General features: G+C 72.2%; 11 protein-coding genes. 6 read left to right on the top strand and 5 right to left on the bottom strand.

Annotation, left to right across the window (positions count from 1 at the left end):
• Positions 1 to 224: 224 nt before the first annotated feature.
• Positions 225 to 1,088, bottom strand: coding sequence for a fructosamine kinase family protein (locus tag OG407_RS45495; RefSeq protein ID WP_405866754.1), 864 nt, complete (start codon positions 1,086 to 1,088; stop codon positions 225 to 227).
• Positions 1,085 to 1,636, bottom strand: coding sequence for an AAA family ATPase (locus OG407_RS45500; protein WP_405866756.1), 552 nt, complete (start codon positions 1,634 to 1,636; stop codon positions 1,085 to 1,087). The genes OG407_RS45495 and OG407_RS45500 overlap by 4 nt, the downstream gene beginning before the upstream one ends.
• Before the next feature lie 123 nt (positions 1,637 to 1,759).
• Here OG407_RS45500 and OG407_RS45505 point away from each other — a divergent pair, with 123 nt between their 5' ends.
• Positions 1,760 to 2,989: a PP2C family protein-serine/threonine phosphatase gene (locus tag OG407_RS45505; protein ID WP_405866758.1), complete on the top strand. Its 1,230-nt coding sequence runs from the start codon at positions 1,760 to 1,762 to the stop codon at positions 2,987 to 2,989.
• Positions 2,990 to 3,013: 24 nt separating this feature from the next.
• Here OG407_RS45505 and OG407_RS45510 read toward each other — a convergent pair whose 3' ends face one another.
• The 3 genes from OG407_RS45510 to OG407_RS45520 are packed head-to-tail and all read right to left on the bottom strand — an operon-like array spanning position 3,014 to position 8,652.
• The gene (locus OG407_RS45510) at positions 3,014 to 5,959 is read right to left on the bottom strand and encodes a CHAT domain-containing protein (RefSeq protein WP_405866760.1); all 2,946 of its coding nucleotides are present in this window, start codon (positions 5,957 to 5,959) and stop codon (positions 3,014 to 3,016) included.
• A gap of 3 nt (positions 5,960 to 5,962) precedes the next feature.
• Positions 5,963 to 7,258 carry a hypothetical protein gene (locus tag OG407_RS45515; RefSeq protein ID WP_405866762.1) on the bottom strand — a complete coding sequence of 432 codons (1,296 nt, stop codon included), beginning with the start codon at positions 7,256 to 7,258 and terminating at the stop codon, positions 5,963 to 5,965.
• Positions 7,258 to 8,652, bottom strand: coding sequence for a hypothetical protein (locus OG407_RS45520; RefSeq protein ID WP_405866764.1), 1,395 nt, complete (start codon positions 8,650 to 8,652; stop codon positions 7,258 to 7,260). Before OG407_RS45520 ends, OG407_RS45515 begins: the two co-directional genes overlap by 1 nt.
• 126 nt (positions 8,653 to 8,778) lie before the next feature.
• Between OG407_RS45520 and OG407_RS45525 the strand changes: the two genes are divergently transcribed.
• Genes OG407_RS45525 through mftR form a run of 5 tightly spaced genes read left to right on the top strand, consistent with a single transcriptional unit; the run spans position 8,779 to position 12,028 of the window.
• Positions 8,779 to 9,201, top strand: a complete 423-nt coding sequence (locus OG407_RS45525) for a hypothetical protein (RefSeq protein WP_328675619.1) — start codon at positions 8,779 to 8,781, stop codon at positions 9,199 to 9,201.
• Positions 9,198 to 9,479 carry a hypothetical protein gene (locus OG407_RS45530; RefSeq protein ID WP_405866766.1) on the top strand — a complete coding sequence of 94 codons (282 nt, stop codon included), beginning with the start codon at positions 9,198 to 9,200 and terminating at the stop codon, positions 9,477 to 9,479. The genes OG407_RS45525 and OG407_RS45530 overlap by 4 nt, the downstream gene beginning before the upstream one ends.
• Position 9,480: 1 nt before the next feature.
• Positions 9,481 to 9,954 carry a hypothetical protein gene (locus OG407_RS45535; RefSeq protein ID WP_405866768.1) on the top strand — a complete coding sequence of 158 codons (474 nt, stop codon included), beginning with the start codon at positions 9,481 to 9,483 and terminating at the stop codon, positions 9,952 to 9,954.
• 56 nt (positions 9,955 to 10,010) lie between these two features.
• Complete coding sequence (locus OG407_RS45540; protein ID WP_405866770.1) at positions 10,011 to 11,399, top strand: hypothetical protein; 1,389 nt, start codon at positions 10,011 to 10,013, stop codon at positions 11,397 to 11,399.
• An 8-nt stretch (positions 11,400 to 11,407) separates the two neighbouring features.
• Positions 11,408 to 12,028: a mycofactocin system transcriptional regulator gene (mftR, locus tag OG407_RS45545; RefSeq protein ID WP_405866772.1), complete on the top strand. Its 621-nt coding sequence runs from the start codon at positions 11,408 to 11,410 to the stop codon at positions 12,026 to 12,028.
• Positions 12,029 to 12,033 lie beyond the last annotated feature (5 nt).

The raw sequence follows: 12,033 nt of genomic DNA on the forward strand, positions 1-12,033 counted from the left end.
CCGGGGCCGGACAGCGCGATGTGTACCGGCACCGTCTGACCTGGGTCGTTGTTCCGAGCGGCCTCGCTCGTGGCCTTTCGGCCAGGGCAGCCCGCGTGGCTGGGATGGTCCGCAGCTGCAGCTGCAGCCGCAGCCGCAGCCGCAGCCGCAGCCGCAGCCGAACGGCACGACGTGCACCGGCACCCTCTGACCTGGACCCCCGTGCCGGACGGCCTCGCCCGGTGTCACCCGGCCAGGGTCGCCCGCGCCACCGACAACGCCTGCTCGGCATAGCCGCGCCCGAACAGCACCACGTGCACCAGCAGCGGAAACAGCTGGTGCAGCCCGATGCGGTCGGCCCAGCCGGGGGTGAGCGGCGCGGCCTCCTGATAGCCGTCCAGCACCTCGGTCAGGTGCGGGCAGCCGAAGAGGTGCAGCATCGCCAGGTCGGTTTCCCGGTGCCCGCCGTGTGCCGCCGGATCGATCAGCCGGACGTGTCCGTCGGCGCCCCAGAGCACGTTCCCGTTCCACAGGTCGCCGTGCAGCCGCGCGGGTGGCTCGGCGGGACCGGCGAGTTGGGGCAACCGCTCGCAGACCTGCTCCACGACCGTCGCCTCGGCGGGCCGCAGGGTGCCCGCGTCGACCGCTCGGCGCAGATAGGGCAACACCCGTTGCCCGGCATACCAGTTGGGCCACTCGGCGGCGGGCACGTTGCGCATCGGGGCGAGCCCGATGTACGCGTCCGTCGGGCCGCCGGGCGGCGGTGAACCGAAGGCCGGTGCGCCGGAGGTGTGCAGGGCGGCCAGGTCACGGCCGAACCGGACGGCCGCCCGCGCACTCGGCGGGCCGGTGCGGACGTGGTCGGTGACCAGCCAGTGCTCGTCCACCCCGCGCACGGCGGGCACCCGGACCGTCTTGGCGTCCGCCAGCCAGCGCAGCCCCGCCGCCTCCGCCCGCACCGCACCGGGAGCCGCATCGCCCTTGACGATCACCAACTGCCCACCGTCGAGCGTGACTTCGGTGACCGCCCCGGACAGCGGACGCTCACCGGCCACCGTGCACCCGGTGAGCCGGGCCGCCGCCGTACCCGGAGTCCCGCTCTCGATCACGGAGCCAGCGTACGGCCGGTCAACGGGTCCCCGGCCCACAGGCCGGACTCGCGCAGCACCCGGTCGACCGTCGCCTCCAGCGGGCTCGCCGCCGGGACCACCGTCTCGACGCCACCGGGCAGCAGGTCCAACGGCCGGTACCACTCGCGGAGTTGATGCTCGGTGACGTCGTCGGCGATGGGCTTCGTGGCGTGCCGGGCCAGCGTCTCCTCGAACGGTACGTCGAGGTAGTAGCAGTGCGTGCGGCCCGGATGGTCGGCGAGCAGACCCGCCAGCATCTCGCCGTAGTGGGCGAGGTAGAGGATGCCTTCCAGCACGGTGTGGAAGCCGTTCGCCAGGGCGTGCCGGACGGTCAGGTCGATCAGGCCGATGTTCACGCCGCCGGGGATGTCCCGCTCGCGCAGCACCTCGCGCCGGAGGACGTCCTGGCGGACCAGGGCGATACCGCGGCCGTACCGCTCACGCAGACCCGTGGCCACCGAGCTCTTGCCGGAGGCGCTGTTGCCGCGCAGGACGATCAGTCGGGTGGGGGAGGAGGGCGTTGTCACCGGGGCACCCTATCCATCGCGTGGCACTGAGTGACCGGGTGACCGCAAAGTGCCTCCTGAGGCGCACCCGGTCTGCTTATATCGTGGGAAAATGGTGTGATAGCGGCGATTGGTGGCAGGGCCATGACGGACGCGGCGATCGACTACGCGGCGGTGTTCCAAGGGCTGCCCGGCATGGTGGCCCTGCTGACCCCCGACCTGGTGTACGCGGACGCCAACGAGGAATTCCTGCGCATGTCCGGCCGCACCCGCGAGCAGGTCGTCGGCCGCTTCCTCTTCGACGTCTTCCCCGACAACCCGAACGACCCCACCGCCACCGGCATGCGCAACCTGGAGACCTCCCTGCGCCGCGTCCTGTCCACCGGCGAACGCGACACCATGGCCCTCCAGCGCTACGACGTGGAGTCGACGGCATGCCCCCGGAAGTGGGACCAGCGCTACTGGAGCCCGGTCAACGCCCCCGTGCTCGCCCCGGACGGCAAGGTCGTCCTCCTCGTCCACCGGGTCGAGGAGGTCACCGAACTGATCCGGGCCCGCGGCACCTCCGGCGGCAGCCGCACCCGCGTCCTGGAGGCCGAGCTGTACACCCGCGCCCGCGAACTGCAGGAGGTCAACGAACGCCTGCGCAGCGCCCACGCCCGCGAACGCGAGGTCGCCCTGGCCCTGCAGGAGGCGATGCTGCCCACCCGCCGCCAGGGCGCGGGCCACCAGATCGCCGTGCGCTACCGCCCCGCGGTCGGCTCCCTGAACGTCTGCGGCGACTGGTACGACGTCGTCGACCTGGTCGGCGGCAACCGTATCGGCGTCTCCGTCGGCGACATCGTCGGCCACGGCCTGGCCGCCGCCGGCGTCATGGGCCAGCTGCGCAGCGCCCTGAGCGCCACCTCCCGCGTCGCGGACGGCCCCGCCGAGGCCCTCGACGTCCTGGGCCGCTACGCCAACGTGGTCGACGGCGCCGAGTCCGCCACGGTGGTCACGACCTTCGTCGACTTCGACCGCCACACCATCACCTACAGCAGCGCCGGACACCCACCGCCCGCCCTGGTCCACCCCGACGGGAGCGTGGAATTCCTCGACCGGGCCACCGACCCACCGCTCGACGCCCTCCCCGACCCGATGCCCCGACCGCAGGCCACCACCACGTTCTCCCGCGGCTCCACCCTGGTCCTCTACACCGACGGCCTGATCGAACGCCGCCGCGAGGACATCGACAAAGGCCTGGCCCGCCTCGCCGACTCCCTCGTCCACCACCGGAACACCGACCCCGAAGCCCTCGCGGACGCCGTACTCCTCGAACTGCTCCCGCACGGAGGCGCCACCGACGACACGGCCCTGATCATCGTGCGGCTCTGACTACGTCGTAGGGCGATCCCGGTCTCATACGACGATGGAGGTCATCGCTGCCCACAGCAGCGGCGAGTGCTCGATACGGCCGTCCGCGCGCCAGCGGTCGAGCTGCTCGCGCTGCCAGCCGCCGAAGCTCCGCACGGGGTCGTCGTCCTCGTGAGCCGTGTCCACGGCGATGATCGCCTCCGTCAACGGCCTTACGGACTCGGGGAGTTGGGCCAGCCGGTGGAACGCGAAGCTGGTCGGCAGGACCCAGCGGGTGGCGGTGACCAGTTCGGCGCCGTTGTACAGCATGGCCGTCGCCAGGCCGAACGACTCGGCGAACCGCAGATCGCCGCCGCTCTCGCAGCCGATGAGGGCGACCCGGGGTGGCGCGGGCCAGATCCGCGCGCCCGGTTCGCCGTCCGCGCGCAGGGGGAGCGAGCCCAGCAGCAAGTCCTTGGCGGAGAGCGGCCGGTGGGTGCGGAGCGGCTCGGCGAGGCCCGAGGCACCCGCGTCGCAGCACAGGTGCAGGGTGCCGTCCTCGCTCTGCCCGCCCTCGACCGGCGCACCGCTCACATGCCCGACGTACATCAGCCTGCGGGCCCCCTTGCGGAGCACCCCGCTGAGCCAGTCCCGGTCCAGGTCCGTGCGGCGGAAGGCTTCCGCCGGGGTCGCGACGGACGGTACGACGGCGCCCGCGTCGAGGCGGCGCCGGACCAGCGACAGCAACTCCGGGTCGGAGCCGGGCGGTCCGAGGACCGAGCCGAGCGGGGAGTCGGCGCGGAAGCCGGGGACGCGCGGGTCGAGGACGAGTACGACCGGGTCGGAGTCCGTGCCCTGCGGCTTCGGGGCCGTCGGAGTACGTGGTCGCAACGACGCCGGCGCGGTGGTCACCACGTCCGCCAGGTCGATGAGCCGTACGTCGGTCCCGTCGTCGACGGCGAGCAGTTCCCAGGGGACCTGCGCGACCCGGGGCGAGGGCTGGATCCGTACGAGGGGACGGCCCGCCCGGTCCGCCACCTGGCGTATCTGCGCGGTCAGTTGCTCCGGCCACAGGGCCTCGGCAAGAGTGCGCGCGAGTCGGCGCTCGCTTCCGCGCTCGGCCAGCGCGCCCGAGTCGAACGCCCGCCGCATGCCCTCCGCCCCGTCGCCCGCTCCCGGCAGTGCGTCGGTCAACTCCCTTACGGCTTGGTCGACTTCGGCACCGGGCCCCTGTCCGGTGCCGAATCCCAGGGCCCCGCCCGCCCACGTCCAGGTCATGAACAGGTCGCCGGCGTCGGCCAGTCGGACCTGCACCACCGGGCGGCTGGTCAGGTCGTCGGTGATCCAGAACGGCACCGCTTCCTCGTGCACGATCCGCCGGTGATAGCGGAACTCGGCCGCGGCGATGTACTCCTGGAGCGCGACGCGGCCCGGCCCCGACTGCGCCGACATCCGCACCTTCGGCGGCGGGGCGACCCGCAGGCCGGCCGAGACGGCGGCCCGCGCCGCGACGCCGCCGAGCGTCATCGTGCCCTCGGCGGGCTCGTGTTGGGGGTACGACTTCATGGCCGCACTCGGGAAGACCGACGCGGGCTCTTCGACCGGCTCGGTGGCGGGCGGTGTGCGGTCCAGGGCCAGGGAGGCGCCCGCGCAACGGTGTTCCGCCAGTTCGAAGAGCAGGCCCTGGTCCTGGCGGCGGATCGCGAGGCGGAACACCAACCGCATTGCCTCGTCGGCGAGTTCGAGCCACTGGCTGCGGGCGTGTGCGGTGGTGAAGTCGTAGCGTGCCGCCTCCAGGGCCAGCGCGGCGGGCAGGGCGAAGGAGAGCGCGGTGTCGATGGACTCCCGCTCGTGAGCGCCGTGATCGGTCCGGTTGAGGTTGTCCTCAAGCGTGCGGGCGAGCATGAGGTCGACCTGCGCGCACCGCTCGTACACCTCCCGCTCCTGGTACACGTCCCGGGCGCCTTGGGCCAGCCGCTTCATCTCGTCGATGTCGCCCCGGTCGTATGCGTGTTGGGCGCCCAGCAGCATGGTGTCGGCGGCGGCGATCGAGGCGCCGAGGCGCTCGAACCGGGACAGGCTCGCCGCCAGCAGATCCTCCGCGCCGATGGCGTCGCCGCGCCGGCCGGCGAGAAAGGCGCGGGCCTGCTCGCAGACCGCGAGGTCGCCGAACCACCGCTGCTGTTCGAAGAACGCGGACGCCTCCGCGAACAGCCGCTCCGCGAGGTCGAGTTCACCCCGGTGCATCGCCGCGTACGCCCGGTGGGCGAGCAGCGTCCGCTGTCCACCGGTGTCGCCGATGGCCCGGAAGTGGTCCTCCGCGCGGGCGAAGCAGTCCTCGGCCGGGTCGAACCGCCCGGTCGAGGAGCAGATCAGTCCGAGGGCGACCAGGAGCCGCGGCACGGTCTCCACCGCGGTCGTCGGCGTGGTCGACAGCAGCGCCGACGCCTGGTCCTCGGCCGCTCCCCACTCACCTCGGTCCATCAGCAAGTGCACGCGGTTCAGACCGAGTTCGGAGGTGCGCAGCCCGTCGGGGTCGTCGAACTCGGGCAGCCTGACCGCCGCTTCGTCGAGACAGGCCAGTGCCTCGTCCAGGCGCCCGGTCCTGCGCAGGAGGTCGGCTCCGGCGATCAGCGTCCGCAGCAGCATCTCCAGCCACAGCTGACGGCCGCGCGGCCCCATCGGTGCCGAGGCGATGTCGTCGAGCAGGGCACGGGACCGCCTGTTGGTGTCCTCCGCCCCGACCACATCGGTCGCGGCGAGGTGGACACTCGTCATGTCCGCCAGCAGATGTGCCCGCAGGAACCGCACGTCGGGGGAGTCCTCGACGGACTCGGCCAGGGTGAGCAACTCCTCGTAGACGGCGAGCGCGGCGGCGAGATCGGCGGCCAGCTGAAGGTGCTCGGCCTGGGCGAAGCCACTGTCGAACGGCTCTCCGTAGAGTCGGGTCACCCCGTCGCCCGTGGTGTCGTCCACTTCATGGCCCACCGCGTTGTCTTCCTCGTCCGGCATCCGTCAGTAGTCCTCATCGGTGGTGGCGGCGGCGATCTCGGCGAGGAACGGCCCATAAGTGCCTTCGTGCAGAGGCGAGTTGTGCGGGTCGGACTGTGCCGCTGCCGCGAGCCGTCGTCGGACCAGGGTGCGGATCGCATCGCGGTCGGCGCCGCCTTCGGGACCCGGTCCCGGGTCGAACCCCGGTAGCAGTACGCCGAGTTCGATGTGCGGCTGCGTCTCTCCGGCAGGGAGGTCCAGGTCCGCCCGGCCGGTCCACACGTCGACCCGCCTGGAGAGGGGCACGCGATTCCGGGGACCGTCGTTCACCCGGACCTCCGCCGCGAGGGGTACGGCGGTGACGGGCGCCGCGATGTGCGCGACGACCTCGACCTCGATCTGCCGCCGGGCACCGAGCGCGCGGGCGGTCCAGGAAACCGCCGTCTCGGAGGCGTCGACGAAGCCGGGCGGGTAGCGGCGCCAGTCGTTGGTCCCCGAGCCCCGCGCGATCAACCGGCCGCCCGCGACGAGCGGTTCGCCCGCGGCCAGGGCGTAGTCGTCGTGCCGTACGAACAGCGTGACGGGATCGACCGGGGTGCCGTCCGGACGACGGGGCCGATCCAGGGACGACCGAAGGCGGCGCAGAGCCGGCCCGTCCAACCCGGCGCTGTCCGCCGCGTCGTCGACCGACCGCAGGACGCTCTTCAGTTGGCGTGCCGTGTCCGTCGAGGGCGGTGAGGCGTGCCACCACTGGATCAGCGGGTCGAGGGCGGCTTGGTGATCCCCGACCAACTCGGCCACGCAGTCGTCGGGTTGATCACCCTCGTCGTCGAACAACTGCTGGCACTCGTGTGTGAGCGCGGCCAACTCCAGCCCGAGCACGTCCGGTTGGAGTGTGGAAATCCCGTCCAGGTGCGACGCCGGCCACCACCGCGCCGCCCAGTGCCCGAAGCCGAGCCGGGCGGCGCGGTCCACGAGCGGAGTCACGTCCGCGGGCACCCGCACATCGGCCAACTCGCCTGCCGCACAGGCGTGCACGGCACCGGCGACGCACTCGCCGTAGACCGCCCACAGCCACTGCTGCGCCCGCCCCACGTCATGAATCTCCGCCACCGGCAGCACCGGGTCCCCGAGAACGGGCCAGCTCAGAACCGCGCCCGCGACATCGAGAACCGCACGCGTGAAATCGGGAGCGGCGGCGGGACCAGTGGCAGGAACAATGGCGGTCGCAGGAACAGCAGCGGTCGCAGGATCGGCGGCGATGCGGATCGCGCCGTCATCACCGCGCACGACATGGACGTCGACGGGACCCCGCGCCATCACGCACTCCTCGACTCGGCCGCCTCGGCCACGGCAGCGGGTGGTGCCGCCGGAGCCGTCAACGTCCGCAGCGCGGATCGGACTCGGGCGCGGTGGTCCATCATCACCGAGCGGGCGACCCCGTCCAGGACCGCCCAGGCCGACCCGGCATCCGTGAGTGGCGCGTCGCGGACATCCCGCCCGTGCAGCCGCACCCAGAGCCGCCGCATGTAGGCGGTCCAGGGCGTACGGAGATCCTGGGCGAGGGCGTCCAGCACCCCGCCGTCCGGATCATGGCAGGGCGAGACGGTCATCCGCCGGGCGCGCAGGACCGAAGCCTCCCTGCGCCAACGGCTGTTGACGGCCCGGTGCGCGGCGGTCCGTCCCGGCGACGCTGCCTCGATGCCCAACGGGTCGAGGCCGACCGCGAGTTGACCGCCGAGCAGGGCGGCGACGCGCAGGGTCTCGTCGTGCAGACCGAGCGGAGCGCAACTGCGGCCGACCTCCCGCCGGACGAGTTCCGGCACCGTGGGCAGCTCCTCGCGCCGGGCCGACGACTGGAGCACGACGAAGAGCCGCTCGAAGAGCGTGCGGTCCAGCGGCGCGGGCAGCGTGGCCGTCGAGGCACCCCGGCCGACCTGCGGGCGCGGCGGCAACTCCCGTTCCGTCAGGCCGAGATGGGCCGGAAGATCGTCCCGCCCCCAGACCCCGCTCGCGTGCGTCCACAGGGCCCGGCCGAGCAGCTCACCGAGTCCCGCCTCGACCATGGACGAGTACGCCGGTGAGTTCCTCGGCCCGTCCACCCCACCGCAAGCCTCCAGAACCTCACCCGCCAGCGCGACCGCAGCGGCCGTATCGGCGGCCGGAGTCAGCCGGCGACCCTCCCACGCGACGCCCAACTCCACCTCCAGCCGGGCCTGTTGGGCGGCATCCGCCAGATACCGCTTCAGCGCGTCGACCGTACGACCGCCGTCCGCGTCCGCGACGTCCTCTACGACGGCCCTGGCCAACGCGCCCGCGCCCGCAACCGCGCCGGGTTCACCGTGCTCGGCGGCGAGTTCGAAGCACCGCTGGAAGTACAGATCCTGGGGGTTGCCCGCCACGACGCCCAGCGCCCGGCGGGTCCGTTTGAGCAGCGTGAACCACTGCGCCGTAGCGACAAGCCGCCTACCGGACTCCCGTATCAGCGCGTCGAGGCGCGCGGCCGGTTCCGGTGCGAGGAAGTCCGCCGCGAGTTCGGGGTGCAGGGCCGGCCTGACGATCAACGGCAGGACGATCAGCTTGACCGTGCGGGTCAGCGGGGCGCCGCCGGGGCCGCTCAGCGATTCCAGCCCCGGCCCGAGGGCACGCCACGCGCCGTCGATGACCGTGGCGCGCGGTCGGCGCGCACCGGTCGGCTGGCTGGGAAGCGGCATGTCAGGAGGGTACGTCGTCCGAGATCGGGCGGGCGAACCTGGGATCGGTAGGCGACCGGGGCCGCCTAGCGTCCACCAGGACAGCGGGAACCACGGGAGTCCACCCCGACCAGAAGGAGCACCGTCATGGGAATCTTCGGACGTCGCAAGAGCCGCGAGGAGCGGGCCGCCGAGATCGCGGGCCAGGTGGCCAGCGGCAAGGGTTTCTACGGCCGAACCACCCGCGCGTTCCTCGGCAACGAGGACTTCGCGAGGGTCCAGCAGTCGGTCGGCGCGTACAACTCGGGCCTCGGAGTACAGCAGTTGCTCGCCGCGGGAGCGCCGACCACGACCGCCGTCGTCGTGTCGATCGCCGACACCGGCCAACTGGTCAACCACGATCCGGTAGTCGACCTGGTCGTCCAGCCGACCGGGAGCACCGACCGGATCACCCTCCACACCATCGTCTCCAAGCTGCGGATACCCCGCGCAGGCGACCAGGTCCTGCTGGTGGCCGACCCCGCGCGGCCCGGAAGCTACCTCTACGCCGGGGACGGCGTCGCACCGTGACCCGGACACCGTTCTCCGCAGTGCCGCTGACCGATTCCACGATGCTCTCCTTCGACGGCACCGTGCTGGAGGTCTTCGGCGAGATCGACGCCGGCCGCTACCACATCTGGGAAAATCCCCGCCTGGAGTTCCGCCCCGGCCGAAGCCGCCTCCTGGTGATCCGCACCCGCCCCAACAGACGACGCCAGACCGTCTTCTACGACCCACCCCGCCGCCCCGGCCTGCAGGCCCTGGCGGAGCAACTGGAGCGGAGCGGGTCCGGGGGCTCGGCGTCCTGACATGACCGACGACGGGGTCCGTCCCGAGCCGGTGCGGATGGCGGTGATCGATCAAGTCGGCCCGTGGGATGCCGCGTTCCTGTACGCCGTCTCCGCCGTGATGGTCCTGTGCGGCCCGGTCATGCCGGGTTTCGCGGTCTTCACCGGCGCGGACCTCATGGTCATGGGCGTCGTGTTCACGGTGGTCCTCGTTCCCGTGGGCCTGGGGTTCTGGGGCAACACGGCCGTCAGCCGGGAGGAGAGCCGGCGGCTCGACGCTGTCGGAGTACCGGCGGTCGCCGAGATCACCGACCTGACCGACTTCGACCGGGACGGGGAGAGTTCCGGCGTCGAGGTCGGTCTGCGCGTCAGCGGGCCGGGGCTGCGGACTTTCGAGGCGACCTGGAGACGTACGCACCATCCCGGCCTGCGGGTCGGCCGTCGGCTCGGGGCCGTGGTGGACGCGTCGGGCGGTCGGTTCCGTGTCGAGTTGTGAGCGAGTGCGGAGAGTCAGCGCATTGACTGAGCGACTGCCTGGAGGAGGAGGGGCAAATGCGCAGTAATACCGGTGTGTTCATAGGCAATCTGCTGTTCATCGCGGTCTGCTGTTCGGCGGCCCCGTTCTTCCTCCTCGTCGGGTATTCGGCCTGGAGCGACTACCCCGGCCGGGACTGGCCGGCGGTCATGTTCGTCGCGGGGCTGGCCGGCACGGTCATGATCCCCGTCCTGGCGATCACCGCCACACGCCAGGAGTTTCCCCGGATCACGCGCAGGCACCGGGTGAAGGGCGTGAGCCACCGATGCCCGGACGACACCTTCGTGATGTGGGCGCCCCGGTCCGAACAGGGCCCGGCGCAGGCGCAGTTGGTGCGGGCGGACGTACTGGAGGCATCGCTGGTCCGGTATGACCCCGACGGCGAGTCGACCTTCACGACCCACTACGGCAACTACACGCCCGACGAGTTCACGCCGCTGGTCCGGCTCAGGCTGCGGGTGCACGAGGCCGGAGAGACCGAGGAGGCGGGCGGGACCGGCGGGTTCGAGGTGACGGGGGAGTGGCGGGTGCCGTCCCTGTGCCTCTCGGCGATCACAGCGGGACGCCTGGTCGTCCTCGTCGACACCCCGGCCGATCCGGGGGCCCAGCGAACCGTCACTCCCCACTGGCCGCGCAGCAACCTGCTCTCGGGCACGAGGACCTACCGGGTGACCGACCTCGAAGGCCGCACGGCCCAGGTGACACGGCGAGTTGGCCGCCAGCTTCAGCAGATGCGGATCTCCCGGGAGGCCGGAGGCGTCGTCATGACCGGCGACACGGTCGACCTCCGGCGCCTGGACCCGCACACGGCCGCACGCTACGCCGCCCTGGCCGACCGGGACCGCGCCGCCCCCGAGGAACAGGCACCGGTGAGCGAACCGGGCGAGGAAGCGCGCTGGCTCGCCGATCAACTCCCCGGCGAGAAGGCCGCGTTCGGCTCGGCCGGCCGAGGCTGGTCGCGCCGGGGCGGTGTTCTGGTGCGTGGCCGCTTCCTGGAGATGCGCGCACGGACCACCTTCCAGGACCACGGCCCCGTCCTCGACACGGTCCTGCGCATCCAACCGGCGGACGGCGCACCCCCGTTCGACGCGGCTCGGCGACTGACGGTACCGATGGACTACCTGACCGTCCTCCACCGCACCAAGGAGGTCGTCCTTGCTGTCAGCCCCAACGGCGTCTCGTACGACGTCGATTGGGCCCGGAGCAGTCTCCTCGCGGGCCTCACCCCGGCCACGGTCATCGCCCCGGACGGCCAGGAACTCCCGCTGACGGGTCGCCCCGACACGGTCTGGGCCCTGATGAACCTGCTGGCCTCCCACGGCCTCTCGAACCCGAGCCCCGTCCTCGATCTGCGCAAGCCCCGGATGAGAGCGGCGGCGGGCATCCTGATGGACGCATGTGCATGATGTGCGCTGTGGACGGTGAGAACGGACAGCGACAGACCAGAACGGGCCGACCGCCCGCGACCTCGCGGGCCGCACTGGAGCAGGTGGGCTTCGAGCTGTTCGCACGGCAGGGATTCGACCGGACGACCGTCGATGACATCGCCATCGCGGCAGGGATCGGCCGCCGCACCTTCTTCCGCTACTTCGCCTCCAAGAACGACCTGGTGTGGGGCGACTTCGAGGCCGAACTGGTCAAGTTGGAAGGCCTGTTGGCGGCGGCCGATGCGGCCGTCCCGATGATGGACGCGCTGCGCGGCGCGGTCGTCGAGTTCAATCGCTTCGACCCGGCGGCGGTGCCCTGGCACCGGGAGCGCATGGCGCTCATCCTGCGGGTCCCGACGCTGCAGGCCGACTCGACCGTGCGTTATGCCTCGTGGCGGACACTGGTCACGGAGTTCGCCGCCCGGCGCACGGGCAGGGTGTCCTCGGACCTGCTGCCTCGGTTGGTCGGCCACACCGTCCTCGCCGCGTGCGTCGCCGCCTACGAACACTGGCTGGCGGACGAACAGGCGGTCCTGGGCGACCTGTTGGACCAGGGCCTGCGCCAACTCGCGGCCGGCTTCGACGGCCCGGCCCCGGTCCTTCCCTGAACCGG

The organism is Streptomyces sp. NBC_01515 (genome assembly GCF_045040345.1).
GTDB lineage: Bacteria > Actinomycetota > Actinomycetes > Streptomycetales > Streptomycetaceae > Streptomyces.